This is a genomic window from Micromonospora sp. DT63, assembly GCF_049841615.1.
Taxonomy (GTDB): domain Bacteria; phylum Actinomycetota; class Actinomycetes; order Mycobacteriales; family Micromonosporaceae; genus Micromonospora.
Map to the genome: position 1 here is coordinate 56,193 of NZ_JBNCKQ010000002.1, position 14,446 is coordinate 70,638.

The 14,446-nt window shown below is 73.9% G+C and carries 12 protein-coding genes; 3 read left to right on the forward strand and 9 right to left on the reverse strand.

From position 1 onward, the window contains the following. Positions 1-61: 61 nt before the first annotated feature. On the forward strand, positions 62-2,191 hold the full coding sequence (locus ACLQ27_RS06965) for a transglycosylase domain-containing protein (protein WP_234582133.1): 2,130 nt from the start codon (positions 62-64) through the stop codon (positions 2,189-2,191). A gap of 9 nt (positions 2,192-2,200) precedes the next feature. On the opposite strand, the gene ACLQ27_RS06970 is transcribed toward ACLQ27_RS06965, so the two are convergent. Together ACLQ27_RS06970 and ACLQ27_RS06975 are read right to left on the reverse strand one after the other, a co-directional pair. Continuing rightward, positions 2,201-2,770 (reverse strand): GNAT family N-acetyltransferase, encoded by a 570-nt coding sequence (locus ACLQ27_RS06970; protein WP_234582132.1) that lies wholly within the window; start codon positions 2,768-2,770, stop codon positions 2,201-2,203. Further along, positions 2,767-4,167 (reverse strand): cobyrinate a,c-diamide synthase, encoded by a 1,401-nt coding sequence (locus tag ACLQ27_RS06975; protein WP_425865988.1) that lies wholly within the window; start codon positions 4,165-4,167, stop codon positions 2,767-2,769. The genes ACLQ27_RS06970 and ACLQ27_RS06975 overlap by 4 nt, the downstream gene beginning before the upstream one ends. Before the next feature lie 173 nt (positions 4,168-4,340). Between ACLQ27_RS06975 and ACLQ27_RS06980 the strand changes: the two genes are divergently transcribed. Continuing rightward, positions 4,341-5,162: an SURF1 family cytochrome oxidase biogenesis protein gene (locus ACLQ27_RS06980; RefSeq protein WP_357496167.1), complete on the forward strand. Its 822-nt coding sequence runs from the start codon at positions 4,341-4,343 to the stop codon at positions 5,160-5,162. Between the two features lie 31 nt (positions 5,163-5,193). Here ACLQ27_RS06980 and ACLQ27_RS06985 read toward each other — a convergent pair whose 3' ends face one another. The 5 genes from ACLQ27_RS06985 to ACLQ27_RS07005 all read right to left on the reverse strand — a co-directional run bounded on the left by ACLQ27_RS06985 (position 5,194) and on the right by ACLQ27_RS07005 (position 10,406). Then, positions 5,194-6,786 carry an ATP-dependent DNA ligase gene (locus ACLQ27_RS06985; protein WP_357496267.1) on the reverse strand — a complete coding sequence of 531 codons (1,593 nt, stop codon included), beginning with the start codon at positions 6,784-6,786 and terminating at the stop codon, positions 5,194-5,196. An 87-nt stretch (positions 6,787-6,873) separates the two neighbouring features. Then, positions 6,874-7,080, reverse strand: coding sequence for a hypothetical protein (locus ACLQ27_RS06990; protein ID WP_007464240.1), 207 nt, complete (start codon positions 7,078-7,080; stop codon positions 6,874-6,876). Between the two features lie 71 nt (positions 7,081-7,151). Then, entirely contained in the window at positions 7,152-8,495 is a 1,344-nt protein-coding gene (locus ACLQ27_RS06995; protein ID WP_234582171.1) for a dipeptidase, read from the reverse strand. Between the two features lie 36 nt (positions 8,496-8,531). Next, positions 8,532-9,677, reverse strand: coding sequence for a M48 family metallopeptidase (locus ACLQ27_RS07000; protein ID WP_357496165.1), 1,146 nt, complete (start codon positions 9,675-9,677; stop codon positions 8,532-8,534). A 66-nt stretch (positions 9,678-9,743) separates the two neighbouring features. Beyond that, positions 9,744-10,406, reverse strand: coding sequence for a uridine kinase family protein (locus ACLQ27_RS07005; protein ID WP_425866798.1), 663 nt, complete (start codon positions 10,404-10,406; stop codon positions 9,744-9,746). A 507-nt stretch (positions 10,407-10,913) separates the two neighbouring features. Here ACLQ27_RS07005 and ACLQ27_RS07010 point away from each other — a divergent pair. Beyond that, entirely contained in the window at positions 10,914-11,315 is a 402-nt protein-coding gene (locus ACLQ27_RS07010; protein ID WP_039908933.1) for a rhodanese-like domain-containing protein, read from the forward strand. 379 nt (positions 11,316-11,694) lie between these two features. Here the strand turns inward: ACLQ27_RS07010 and ACLQ27_RS07015 are convergent, their stop codons facing one another. Both ACLQ27_RS07015 and ACLQ27_RS07020 read right to left on the reverse strand, forming a co-directional pair. Next, positions 11,695-13,236, reverse strand: a complete 1,542-nt coding sequence (locus ACLQ27_RS07015) for a cobyric acid synthase (RefSeq protein WP_425865990.1) — start codon at positions 13,234-13,236, stop codon at positions 11,695-11,697. Further along, a complete protein-coding gene (locus ACLQ27_RS07020) occupies positions 13,233-14,309 on the reverse strand; it encodes a cobalamin biosynthesis protein (protein WP_425865992.1) in 1,077 nt (358 codons plus the stop codon). Before ACLQ27_RS07020 ends, ACLQ27_RS07015 begins: the two co-directional genes overlap by 4 nt. Between the last annotated feature and the right edge of the window lie 137 nt (positions 14,310-14,446).

Below are 14,446 nucleotides of genomic sequence, written 5' to 3' on the forward strand. Positions count from 1 at the left end.
CCACCTCACGGGTTTATGAGTTCTTCTCATGTACGAATCGGAAATGTCATAACTTGGCCACGTGAGCACCCGACCCCTTGCTGCCGCTGGTCGACTCGTCCCTCTTCTCCGCGCCGGGCTCATCGCCGGCATCGTGATCGCCGCCGTCGCGTACCCGGTGGTCGCCTTCACCGGGCTCGGCGCGAAGGCCACCGCGCACGCCACGGAGCAGAAGACCAGACTGCTGACCACCGCCCTGCCCGCCGAGACCTCCTACCTCTACGCCCCGGACGGCAAGACCGTGCTGACCATGTTCTACGAGGAGTACCGGCAGTACACGAAGCTGTCGGACATGTCGCCGAACATCCAGCAGGCGATCGTCGCCGCCGAGGACAACCGCTTCTACCAGCACCACGGCGTCGACCCGAAGGGCGTCGCCCGCGCCTTCGTGTCCAACGCCCGCTCCGGCGGCTCCCAGGGCGCCTCGACGCTGACCATGCAGTACGTCCGGATGGCCCTGCGGGACAGCGCGACCACCCCCAAGGAGGTCCAGGAGGCCACCCAGCAGACCAGCCTGCGCAAGGTCAAGGAGATGCGCATGGCGCTGGACCTGGAGAAGGAGATGAGCAAGGAGCAGATCCTCGAGCGCTACCTGAACTCCGCGTACTTCGGCCACCGGGCGTACGGCATCTACGCCGCCAGCGAGATCTTCTTCTCCAAGACCCCGAAGGACCTCACCCCGGTCGAGGCGGCCACCCTCGCCGGGCTGGTCAAGTCCCCCTCCGAGTACGACCCGGCCGACACCGACCAGAAGGACGCCACCGGGCGGCGCAACTACGTACTGGACCGGATGAGTCAGCTCGGCTACCTCTCCCCCGACTCGGCCGCCGCCGCGAAGACCGAGCCGATCCGGCTGAAGCTCACCACCCCGCCGAGTGACTGCGCCTCGCTCATCGAGAAGTACCGGAGCTGGGGCTTCGCCTGCGACTACCTGAAGAACTGGTGGAGCTCGCAGCCCGCGTTCGGGGCCAACCGGCTGGAACGGATGGACAAGCTGCGTCGGGGCGGCTACCGCATCGTGCTCAGCCTCGACCCCAAGATCCAGGAGGCGGCCGAGAAGAACGTCGGCGCCAAGGAGGGCACCGGCAGCCCGTTCGCCAACGGGATCGTGGTCTCCGAGCCGGGGACCGGGCGCGTGAAGGCGATGGCGGTGAACCGGAACTACTCCCTGGACCTGGCCGACAACCCACCCAGCTCCAACCCCGAGGCCGGACCCAAGGTGAAGGCCAACTATCCGAACACCGTGGCGCCGCTGCTCGGCGGCGGCGACCTGCCGGGCTACCAGGCCGGGTCGACGTTCAAGATGTTCCCGATGCTGGCCGCGCTGGACTCGGGGATGACGCTGTCCACCTCGTTCAACGCCCCGTACCGCTACAAGTCGTCGGTCTACGACGGCTGGGCGCCCTCCAACGCCAGCGGCGCGATGACCGGACAGCAGACCATGTGGTCCGGCTTCGGCAAGTCCGTCAACACGTACTTCGTGTGGCTGGAGGAAAAGGTCGGCGCAGACCGGGCGGTCCGGCTGGCCGAACAGCTCGGGCTGCGCTGGCGCACCGACGTCGACCGGGAACAGGCGTCCCCGGGCAAGGCCAAGAAGTGGGGCGCGTTCACCCTGGGCGTCTCCGACGCCACACCGCTGGAGATGGCGAACGCCTACGCCGCAGTGGCGGCCGACGGCCGCTACTGCGAGGCGATCCCGGTACAGGCGATCATGAACCGGGACGGCACCCCGGCCACGTACGCCACCCCGGGCGGTCTGCACCGCGAGGTCGCCAAGCCGCGCTGCCGGCAGGTGGTCAGCGCCGACGCGGCGAGGGCGGCCACCGACGCCGCCCGCTGCCCGACCGGGGACACTCCGGCACGCGGCGGCTGCGGCGGCTGGTCAACCGCCGACAGCGTCCGGGGCACGGTCGGCCGCCCGGTCGCCGGCAAGACCGGCACCACCGACAGCACCCGGTCCGCCTGGTTCGTCGGCTACACCCCGGAGCTGGCCGCGGCGAGCTTCATCTCCGACCCGGACAACCCGTTCAACGCCGTCGGTGACGGGCAGTCCCAGATCCCGATCGCGGCGGTGGCCGAGACACTGCGCGACGGCCTGAAGGGCACACCGACCCGACAGTTCACGCCACCGTCGGACGCCATCGTCGGATGACGACGCGGATCAGCGCAGATCCGCCGCCACGAACGACCACAGTTCGAGGTCGACCCGTCCACCGCCGACGAAACCGGCGTTGCGCAGCAGCCCCTCGTAGCTGAAGCCGGCCTTCTCGGCGACCCGGCGGGACGCCAGGTTTCCCGGCGCCACCCGCAGCTCGACCCGCTGGAAGCCGTGCTCCAGGATCAACGCGATGGCCACCGCGTCCACCGCCTCGGCGGCCAGGCCGAAGCCCCGCGCGTGGGGGGCCATCGCATAGGAGATCTCGGTGAGCCGGGCGCCCCAGTCGGTGCGCCGCGTCCAGAGGGAGCCGACCACCTGGTCGTCCTCCCGGCGGACCACCGCGTAGTGGTCGCCCTCGCCGCTGTCGCGTCGCTGCCGGGCCAGATCCGTGCACCAGGCGTGCCCGTCGATCGGGCCGGAGTCGTCGGCAAGCGGCAGCCACCTGCGGGTCAGCTTGTCGGCGAAGATCTCCCCGGCCGCCGACGCGTCCGCCGCCGTGAGCCGACGCACCTCGGTGCGCGGGGTGGACACGGTCAACGCCGGAAACCGGCGGACCGCCAACTCACCGATCACGCGGGCACCACGGGAGTCTGCGCGGGCACCGCCTCGACAGCCGGCTCGCTGGCCGCCGCAACCACCCGGGCGGCGGTCGCCGGGTGCCCCGCCCAGTGCAGGGTGAGCTGCGAGGCGTGCACGTTGCGCCACACGAAACCCTCCGGCGTGCCGCCGTCCCAGCTCCAGGCCGGCCGCTGACCGGCGCGCGGGGTGAGGACCGCCCGGTGCTCCTTGTGCCCGACGACAACAGTGCCGCTCGCGGCGACCACGCTGTCGGTCTGGGCGGTCGCCTCCCGGTAGCCCACCACGAGGCCGTCGCGGCTCACGCCCACCGCATCCAGCACGCCGCACATCGGCAGTCCGTCCAGCTCCCGGGCCAGCCACAGCAGGCCGGCGCCCTCGGCGACCACCGGCCGCCCGGTGCGGGCCAGCTCAGCCACCGCGATGCAGAGCCGCCGGTTGGCCGACAACTGCTCGGCGTACGACTCGGGCAGCGCACCCCCGACGACAAGCGCGCGGGTGCCCACCGGCAGCGCCTCGTCGCGCAGCGGATCGACAGTGACCACCTCGGCGCCGGCGGCGGTCAGCAGCTCCGCGGTCTCCGGGTGGCTGAAGCTGCCACCCGGCCCGCCGGCCAGCGCCACCAGCGGACGCTGCGCCGGGACGACCAGCTCACCGAGCGCCTCCTGCGGCGACCACGCCGCCGCCGGCAGCGGCGGGGCGGAACGGGCCAGGCCGAGCAGCCGCTCCAGGTCGACAGTGGCGGCGACCGCCTCGCCCAGCCGGCGCACCGCACGGCCCGCGTCGGCCGAGGAGTCGACCACCGGCGCCACCCCGTGCCGGCGTGACGGCAGCACGGCCGGCAGGTCCTGGCGACGCAACGCGCCGTAGACCGGCACGCCGACGTCGTCCAGCGCCTCCCGCAGCATCGCCTCGTGCCGCGACGACGCCACCCGGTTGAGGATCACCCCGCCCAGCCACAACTGCTCGTCGTACGAGCGGAAACCGTGCACCAGGGCGGCCACCGACTGGCCCATCGCGGCCACGTCGACCACCAGCACCACCGGACTGCGCAGCGCGGTGGCCGCGGCGGCCGTGGACTCCTGCTCCGGGCGGCCACCGACGGAGTCGTACAGGCCCATGCTGCCCTGCACCACGGCGAGCGCGGCGCCCGCGGCGCCGTGTGCGACGAGCGGGGCGAGCCGGTCGACGCCGACCAGCCGGGGATCGATCACCCGACCGGGCCGACCGGCGGCGAGACCGAGGTACGCGGCGTCGACATGGTCCGGGCCGAGCTTGAACCCGGCGACGTCGACACCCCGCTCGGCCAGTGCGGCGAGCAGCCCGATCGCCAGCGCGTTCTTTCCGTGCCCGGAGGACGGTGCGCTGAGCACCAGGCGCGGCACGACGGTCATCATCGACTCCTCGCGGGCGGCGGCGGGTACGCGACGGACAACCGAAAAGGTCGATCCGTCGGCGTGACGATACCCGTCCGATCCGACGGGCGAGCACCGCCAACCGGGGGTCGGCGGACCGTCCCGGCCCGGTCGCGGTGAGTGGCCCCGGTCATACGGGTAGCCTCGGTGCCGTGTACCGGTTCCTGCTGAGCCCACGCTGGTTGGGCGCCCTCGCGCTGACCCTGGTCGCCGCCGCCGTCATGGTGTGGCTGGGCAACTGGCAGCTGGACCGCTACCGGGGCCGCACCGAGATCAACGAGCGGATCGACGCGGGCGAGCGGATGGCCCCCGGGCCCCTGGCCGACGCGTTCCGCACGCCCACCGGCGGTCCGGGGACCGCCGGCCCGGCCCCCGCGAAGGACAAGGTCTGGACCCGGATCACCGCCACCGGCCGGTACGACACGTCGAACACCGTCCTGGTCCGCGGTCGGACTGTCGACAGCCGGGTCGGCTTCGAGGTGCTCACCCCGCTGGTGCTCGCCGACGGCAGCGCGCTGCTGGTGGACCGGGGCTGGATCCCGCCCGCGCCGGGCGGGGCGACCGCCCAGCCGTCGGTGCCCACCCCGCCGGGCGGCGACGTGACGGTCAGCGGTCGGGTGCACGAGACCGAGAGCGGCGGCGGCGCGGTGGACCGCCGCGACGGCCGGCTGGAGACGCGGCGGATCGCCGTACCGCGGCTGGCCCGCGAGCTGCCCTACCCGGTCTACGGCGGCTACCTGCTGCTGGACGACCAGACCCCGGCCGCCGACCCGGTGTTCAAGGCCGTGCCGGTCGGGCACACCAACAACTGGCAGAACTTCGGTTACGTCGTGCAGTGGTGGCTCTTCGCCGCCATGGCGATCTTCGGCTACGGCTGGGTGGCCCGACGCGAGGCACGGCGGGCCGCCGGGCTCGACCGCCCGAGCACCCCGCTGGACCGGGCGGCCGAGCCGACGCCGAGCGCGTCCGCCTGACCGGGCGGCCCGCCCGGGTCGGCGGGGCCCGTCACCCGCCGGGGCGGCCGGCGTGGATGGCGCGGACCGCGTCGATCGTGTCCGCCTCGGCGGCGGACTTGTCGTCCCGGTAGCGCACCACCCGAGCGAAGCGCAGGGCCATCCCACCCGGATAACGGGTGCTCGTCTGCACCCCGTCGAAAGCGATCTCCACCACCTGCTCCGGGCGGACCCGGACCACCCAGTCGCCGCGTTCCACGGCAAGGTCGAGGAACCGCTCGGTCTGCCAGCGCAGCAGCTCGTCGGTGAGCCCCTTGAACGTCTTGCCGAGCATCACGAAGTCGCCGGTGCGCGGGTCGCGGGCACCCAGATGCAGGTTGGACAACCAGCCCTTGCGCCGGCCGCTGCCCCACTCGACGGCGAGCACCACCAGGTCGAGGGTGTGCCGCGGTTTGACCTTGACCCAGGCGGCCCCGCGCCGGCCGGCGTCGTAGGGGGCGTCCGGGTCCTTGACCACCACGCCCTCCTGGCCGGCGTCGAGCGCGGCGGCGAACGCCGCGCCGGCCTGCTCCGGCCCGTCAACCTCCATGCGCCCCACCAGCAGTGACGCGTCCACCGCGCCGGCGAGCGCGGCCCACCGCTCCCGACCGGGCAGGTCGATCAGATCCTCACCGTCGAGGTGCAGCAGGTCGAAGAAGTACGGGGTGAGCACCGTCGCGCCGGTGCTGGCTGCGGCCGCGAGCACCGCCGGGGCGACCGGAGTGCGCCCGGTGGTGCTCGGGGTGGTGCGCCGGGCAGCCCGGCTGGAGGTCTGCTGGAACGGCAACGGGCGGCCCGTCTCGTCCAGGCCGATCGCCTCGCCGTCGAGCACCAACTCCCGGCCGGGCAGGGCGCGGACCGCCGCGACCACCTCGGGCACCCGGCGGGTGATCTCGTCGAGGCTGCGGGTGAACACGGCGATGTCGGCGCCGGAGCGGTGCACCTGGATGCGGATGCCGTCGAGCTTCACGTCCACCACCGCCGGCGTGCCGGTCGCGGCCAGCGCCTCGTCGACCGAGGGGGCGCTCTGCGCGAGCATCGGCGCCAGCGGCCGGCCGACCTGCAGGCCGAACCCGGCCAGCTCGGCCTCGCCGCCGGCCAGCGCGGCCACCGCCACGGCACGCAGGTCACCGGCGAGCAGCAGGGCCCGACGGACGGTGGCCACCGGTACGTCGGCGGCCCGGGCCACGGCGTCGGCGAGCAGCCCGGCCTGGGCGCCCTGGCGCAGCTCACCGCCGAACAGGCCGGTGAGCAGCCGTTGCTCGTCGGCGGTGGCCGCCGCGTAGAGGCTGCCGAGCAGAGCCCGGCGGCGGGCCTGCGACCCGGCGCCCTGCACGGCGGCGATCTGCGCGATGGCCGCGTCGACGGCTGCCACGGTCAGCGTCGGCTCGGTGGCCGGTGGCGGCAGGTCACGCAGACTCGCGTAGCCCACGCCGGTCTGTCGCTGGCGCAGCTCACCGGCGAGATAGCCGGCGCCGGGCTCCACCTCGGCCGGGTCGAGCCGGCGCAGCGCGTCGGCGAGCAGCTCCACCTTGGCCCGCCGGCCGTTGGTGGCGCCCACGGCGGCGGAGGTGGCCGCCAGGTCGATGAACCGCACGAAGCCCATCCTGCCAGCCACCTCCGACACCGCCCGGGCATTGCCGTGCCCGGGCGGTGTCGGCGCGGTGCCGCAGCCCACGGAGGGCGGCGGGAATCAGGCGGAGACGGGTTCCTCGATGCGCAACCCTCGGGCGCGGACCTCGCCGGCGACCCGGGAGAGCACCGAGTCGAGGGCGACCAGGGCGGCGGACAGCTCACCGAGCTGGTCGTTGAGCGTGTCCTCGGACCACGCGGAGACGTCGACGTCCCCCAGTGCGCTGACGGCGGCCCCCAACCGGGCCATCACCTCGTTCGTACTCATGTTCGAAAGCCTATAGCAATCCCATCGGCGACACGCCGCATACGGGCAGATCAGACGCAAACTCTCCGTTGTCAGGCGGCGGCAGCCGCCACCTTGCCCAGCAGCAGCGCCTCGGCGAGGCACACCCGGGCGAACTCCCCGAGGTGCAGGCTCTCGTTCGGGCCGTGCGCGCGGGCGTGCGGATCCTCGACGCCGGTCACCAGGATCGCCGCCTGCGGGAACATCTCCTGGAACGTGGCGATGAACGGGATCGACCCGCCGATGCCGACGTCCACCGGATCGGTGCCGTCCCAGGCGGCCCGGAACGCCGACCGCGCGGCGTCGAACATCGGCCCGGACGCGTCGATCACACACGGGTCGCCGTCGTGCTCGAAGCTGACCGTCACCTGCGCGCCCCACGGCGCGTGCTTCTCCAGGTGCGCGCGCACCGCCTCGTACGCCCGCTTGGGGTCGTCACCCGGGGCCAGGCGGACGCTGAGCTTCGCCTTCGCGGCCGGGACCAGGGCGTTCGGCGCCTCGCCGGTGGACGGCGCGTCCACGCCGAGCACGGCCAGCGCCGGCTTGGTCCAGATCCGGTCGGTGATCCGGCCGGTGCCGATCAACCGCACGCCCTCGGCCAGCCCTGCCTCGGCCCGGAACCGGTCCTCCGGGTAGTCGACGGTGGCGCCCACCCGGCCAATCAGCCCGTCGACCGCCACGTCACCGGCGTCGTCGTGCAGCGTGGCCAGCAGCCGCACCAGCGTGGTGAGCGCGTCCGGGACCGCCCCGCCGAACATGCCGCTGTGCACGGCGTGGTCCAGCGTGCGCACCTCGACGAAGCAGTTCACGATGCCGCGCAGCGAGGTCGTCAACGCCGGTACGCCGATGTCCCAGTTCGCGGAGTCGGCGATCACGATGACATCCGAGGCGATCTCGTCGCGGTGCTCGACGAGCAGCCGCTCCAGCGAGTCGGAGCCGTACTCCTCCTCGCCCTCGATGAACAGCACCACACCGACCGGCAACGCGTCCCCGTACGCCCGCAGGGCCGCGACGTGCGCCATGATGCCGGCCTTGTCGTCGGCCGCGCCCCGGGCGTACAGGCGGCCGTCGCGCTCGACCGGCTCGAACGGGTCGGACTCCCACAGCGACCGGTCACCGACCGGCTGCACGTCGTGGTGGGCGTAGAGCAGCACGGTGGGCGCACCGGGTGGGGCCGCCCGACGGCCGATCACGGCGGGCTGCCCGCCGGAGCGCACGATGTCGACGTCCAGGCCGCAGCCGCGCAGCAGTTCGGCGACCGCCTCGGCGGAACGCTCCACGTGTGAGTGGTCGAAGCCCTCGAAGGCGATGCCGGGGATGCGGACGAGGCGTTCCAGGTCAGCGCGGACGCCGGGCATCTCCCGCTCGACGGCGGCCCGCACCTCGGACTCGGACATGATCGGTGAGGTCATGACCGGAATCGTATGCTGGCCTTACTCAGGCATGCGGGCCGAGCCCGTACCGTCACCGCCGCTCGCTGGGCCGGAGCCCGCCCGCGCGCCCGGGGCGGCTCGGCCGGCGCGGTGCGCGCGGGCGGCCGCGTCGGTGGCGGCATCCATCCAGGAGCGGGCCCGGCCGGCCGTGCCGCCCACCCACTCGCCGACGTCGCTGGCCCCGTCGCCGAGGCGGCGCAGCAACCCGACCAGCGGGTCGGTGGAACTGCTGAACTCCTCCCGGTACGACTCGGCGGCAGCCTTGATCTCCTCCGAGACGCTTGTCGAGGCGTCGTCGTCGCGGCGCGGATAGTCCCCGGCCAGCACCCGCCCGTACGCCCCGGAGTCGATCCACTGCCGCACCTGCGCGGCCCGCGCCACGGGCGCGGGGTGGGTGCTCCACGCCGTCATCCGGATCTTGTGCAGGCTGTCGCGCAGGTCGCCGCCGCCGGCGTACTCGGCGGCCTGCTCCAGGAAGGCTGTCGTGTCGATCTGCGACAGGTCGCCGCCGCCCGCGAGCTTCATCAGCAGCCGCAGCGCGGCGGCCGGGTCCTGCCCGGCGAGCAGGCCGGCCCGGTCGGCGGACAGCTCCGCCTTGCGCCACCACTCCAGCATCGCCGCGATGATCGCCCGCAGCGCGAACGCGCCCACCGGCAACCAGCTCAGGTTGGCCGCCCACCGGGTGAGGATCATGAGCATGGTCTTGTAGACCGCGTGCCCGCTGCCCACGTGCCCCAACTCGTGGCCGAGCAGGCAGCGCAGCTCGTCCTCGTCGAGCTGCTGCACGCACGCCGAGTTCAGCACGATGAACGGCCGGTCCAGACCGACCGCCTCGGCGCCCAGCCAGGGCGACTGCGTCACGTACAGCTCGGGCAGCTCGGCGACGTCCAGCGCCGCCGCGGCCTCGGTGTAGCGCTGCCACACCGCCGGATACTGCCGGTGATCGACGCGGATGCCGGACGCCAGCACGGACAGCCGGAAACCCCGCTCGTTCCACATGCCGAAGAACGCCCGCACCACGTCGTCGAAACCACGCAACTCGCGCAACGCGACCAGGGCGCCCCGGTCGGCCGGATGCTCCCAGGCCCGCGAGCTGATGCCGGTGAGGGTGATCCGGCGCCGCGCTGGCGCGTCCGCTGCCGTCATGATGGGTCCCCGTTCGCCGTGAGTCCTCGCATCGTGCCCCAGCGGGTGGCCAACGTCCATGCCCGGTCAGCGAACCCGCACGTAGTAGCGGGACGCGTCCAGCGGCACCGTCGGCGCACCGTCGACCACCAGGTCGGCGCGCGTGGCGGTGTCGTCGGCGGCGAAGTGCGCCCGCTCCCCGGCATGCCAGCGGCGCAGCTCGGGCAGGATCTCCGGCCCGTCCCGCTCGACCGCCCGGGCCAGCCGCAGCGGCGCGGACGCGGTGACGAAGACGGCGAGGGTCAGCTCCGGCCGGACGACGGCACGTGCCGCGCTGACCCCCTCCATGATCAGCACCGGCGTCACCGGCACCGGCACCGGGCGGGGCAGGAAGCACCGCCGCACCCAGCTGTAGCGCCGGTAGGCCCCCGGCTCCTCCTGGCGCAGCGGGGTCAGCACCTCGCTGTCGAGACGAGGCCAGAAAGTGAGCTGATCGTCCCAGCCGTCGAGCAGGTCGTCGGTGTGCACCACCGGCGGACGCCCGCCGGGCAGCGCCGCCAGGGCGTCCGCGAGGTGCGCGGCGAACCGGCTCTTGCCCGCGCCGCTCGGCCCGTCGACCGCGACGAGCCGGGTCCGCCCCAACCGCGCCGGGCCCGCGAGCACCCGACGCGCCAACTCGGCGTACGCCTCGACGACCACCACCGGCGGCACCTGCCCGGCGGATCGCCCGGTCGGCCCGCCGACGTCCACGCCCCCGTGCCCGTCCTCGTTTCCGCCCTGCGACCCGCCCTCGCCCACGCCTTCGTTCCCGCTCCCCGCCCTGTCCCCGGTCACGCCTTCGTTCCCGCTCCCCGCGCCCCCGTCACCGTCCTGCGACCCGCCCTCGCCCACGCCCTCATCCCCGTTCCGGCACGTGCCGTCGGGGCTGCGCCGCTGTGGGCCCCTGCGGGCAGGCTCCCTGGTGACGAGTCCGTGCACGACCGAAGTATGCCTCGCGCAAGCCCCCGCGCCGGCGGTTCACCGCCCAGATCAACTCGGCATCATTGATGTCGGGGTATCCCGTCGGCCAGGACACCCCGACATCACGGAAACCGAGTCGATCACCCCGGTTTCGCCAGCCTGACACGTCCGGCTGACGGCCCTGGACCGGTCACTCTCACGACCGGGGGAATTGGGGCGGCGACGGGTGACGGGCGGCCCGTTCGGCGCGCGGCTTGGTACCCGAGTCGGCATGATCGGGTGGTGCTCCGAGACGTGATGAGCCCCGGCATTGACGCCCTGCTCGAACAGGCCCGCGCCGGGCTGCACCGATTGACTCCACAGCAGACCGTCGAGGCGGTCCGCGGTGGCGCCCTGCTGGTCGACACCCGCACCGACACCCAGCGCCGCGAACAGGGCGACCTGCCCGGGGCGGTCGTCATCGACCGCACGGTGCTGGAGTGGCGGCTCGATCCGGCAAGCGCCTGGCGCATCCCGGAGGCCACCGCGTACGACCGGGAGATCGTGGTGGTGTGCCGCCAGGGTTACAGCTCCAGCCTGGCCGCCGCTAGTCTCCAGACCCTCGGCCTGCGCCGGGCCACCGACATGATCGGCGGCGTCGACGCGTGGCTCGCCGCCGGGCTGCCCACCACTGACCGCCCCGCCGACATCCGGCCCTGAACCGCGCCCGCGCCGCGTCCACCACGCCCGCGCCGCGTCCACCGCACCCGCGCCGCGTCGGCCGCGCCCCGACGCTGGAGGCGGCCCTGGGACCGCGGGCCTGCGCGACACGTCCGCACCCGCCGCTGGAGGCCGCGCTGATCGCGGGCCCGCACGACACCGTCCGCCCCCGCCGCTGAAGATCGCGCTGGAACATGGATGTAGTGGCATCCCGGCGTCGTCGACACCACTACTTCATGGATCGAGCACGATCTTGCGGCGCCCGGGTGGGCTCAGGTCGGCGGGACGCCCGGGTCGGGCTCAGCTCGACCGACACCGGGTCGGGCTCAGCTCGACGGGACGCCGGGTCGGGCTCAGGTCGGCCGGCGCTGGGTCGGGCTCAGCTCGACGGGGCGCCGGGTGGGATGAAGGGAAGACCGGGGGGTGCGCCGCTCTCGATGAGGCGCCAGAGGGCGTCGGTGTCCAGGTGCTCCTCGACGAGGTCGCCGAGCAGGTCGAGCGAGCCTTCCCGGGCTGCGGCGAAGCTGGTGCCCGGCGCGACCCGGAACCCGGTACGCCCCGCCAGCCGGGCGGCCTCGGTGAGGAACCAGCGGCGGAATCCGTCGGACTCGAACGCCCCGTGCCAGTGCGTGCCGTGCACCGCGCCGAGCACCGCGCCCTCACCGCTGCCGTCGGCTCCGGTCAGCAGCGGAGTCAGGGCGGGGTCGGTCTGCGAGACGTACCCGTGGTGGATCTCGTAGCCGCGGACCGCCACGTCGCCGGGGCCGGTGCCTACCGACTGCCGGACGGTCTTGCGCGGATCGAAGGTGATCTCGATGGGCAGCAGACCGAGCCCGGGCACGCTGCCCTGCCGGCTCTCGACCGGGTCGTGGATCGCCCGACCGAGCATCTGGAAGCCGCCACAGAGGCCGAGCAGCGGCTTGCCGGCTGCCACGTGTCTGGTCACCGCGTCGGCGAGGCCGGTCTCGCGTAGCCAGGTGAGGTCCGCGACTGTCGACTTCGAGCCGGGCAGGACGATCAGGTCGGCGGCGGCCAGTTCGGCCGGTTCGACGGTCAGGCGTACGCGCACGCCCGGTTCGGTGGCGAGCGCTTCCACGTCGGTGGCGTTGCTGATCCGGGGTAGCCGGACGACTGCCACGTCCAGCCAGTCGGTGCCGTGCGGAGCGGCGGGGCGGCCGAGCACCCGGCCGTAGGCGAGCGAGTCCTCCGCGTCCAGCCAGAGGTCGAGCGACCAGGGCAGCACCCCGTACGTGGGACGGCCGGTCACCTGACGCAGCATGTCCAGCCCGGGCTGGAGCAGACCGAGGTCGCCACGGAACTTGTTGATCACGAAGCCGGCGATGAGCGCCTGGTCCGCCGGGTCGAGCAGGGCCACCGTGCCGAACATCGAGGCGAAGACGCCGCCCCGGTCGATGTCGCCGACCACGATGGCGGGCAGGTTGGCGTGCCGCGCGAGGCCCATGTTCACGTAGTCCCCGGCCCGCAGGTTGATCTCCGCCGGGCTCCCGGCGCCCTCACAGATCACCACGTCGTACGCGGCCCGCAGCTCGGTCAGCGCCGCGTACGCGGTCTCGGCGAGCCGGGGCCGCAACTGTCGGAAGGTGCCGGCGGTGATCGTGTCGACCGCCGTGCCGAGGAGAACCACCTGGCTGGCCAGGTCGCTACCGGGCTTGAGCAGAACGGGGTTGAAGCGCAGGTCCGGGGCGAGGCCGCAGGCGGCGGCCTGCATGGCCTGTGCGCGGCCGATCTCGCCGCCGCGCCCGTCCGGCCCGACCACGACGGCCGAGTTGTTCGACATGTTCTGCGCCTTGAACGGCGCCACCTTCACGCCCTGCCGGTGCAGCCATCGGCAGATGCCGGCGGTGAGCACGCTCTTGCCCGCGTCCGAGGTGGTGCCGGCGACCAGCAACCCGCCGCTCACCGCCCGCTCTCCCGCCGCACCGCGCCGCGAAACAGGCCGCGCTCCGACCCGACCCCGCCGGACAGCAGGCCGCTCCCGGGCCTGGCTCCGACGGCTCGCAGGCTCCGACGAGCGACCGCGCCGGCCAGGCGGCCGACGGTCACCGGGTACGCGGCCGCCAGCCCGAGTGCGGCCAGGCCGACGGCGCCGGAGATGCGGGCTGCCCGCTTGAGGTGCCGCGCCTCGGGACGGGGGCCGTCGCCCAGGAACGGGCGGACCTCGGAGCGCCCGAAGTACATGTTGCGGCCACCGAGGCGGACGCCGAGCGCGCCGGCCATCGCCGCTTCGCACTGGCCGGCGTTGGGGCTCGGGTGATCGTTGCGGTCCCGTCGCCACACCCGCCAGGCCCGCTCCCGGTCACCATTCGCGACCGGCGCGACGGCGATGGTGAGGAGCCCGGTCAGCCGGGACGGCACCAGGTTGAGCAGGTCGTCCAGCCGGGCGGCCGGGGTGCCGAACCGCGCGTAGCGCTCCGATCGGTGCCCGACCATCGCGTCGAGGGTGTTGGCGGCGCGGTAGCCCAGCAGCCCGGGCAGGCCGGCGACCGCGCCCCAGAGCAGCGGGGCCACCACCGCGTCGGAGGTGTTCTCCGCGACCGACTCGACTGTGGCCCGGGCCAGCTCCGACTCGTCCAGCGTCGAGGGGTCCCGGCCGCAGAGGTTGCCGAGGCGCTGTCGGGCGGCGGGCAGGTCACCGTCACGAAGCGTTCGGCCCATGACGGCGGCCTCGTGTCGGAGCGTACGGCCGCCCAGCACGGTCCAGGTGCCGGCGGCGACGAGCACCGCGCGGCTCACCGGCCGGTGCCGGGTGGCCGCCGCGGCGACCGCCCCGAGCACCACGGGCCCGCCGACGGCCAGTGCCGTGAACACCGCGCCGGCCGTCCGGTCCGGTCGGTGCAGGCGACTCTCCAGAGCGCCCGCCACCTGCCCGAACCCGGCGACCGGATGCCACCGGCGAGGGTCGCCGAACAGCCTGTCCAGCGCGTAACCGGCCACCAGGCCCACCGCGTTCGCCACCGGCGCTGTCCGTCGCACGCGTACCACCCCCCGGCCGGCCAGCCTAGACGAGCACGCCGTGCGCCAGCCGCGGCCGCCGTGCTCCATCGAACCCCACTTCCGTCACGCGGGGTGACGACGCCGATCGCGTCGCCACCCCGCCCCCGTCGTGCCGC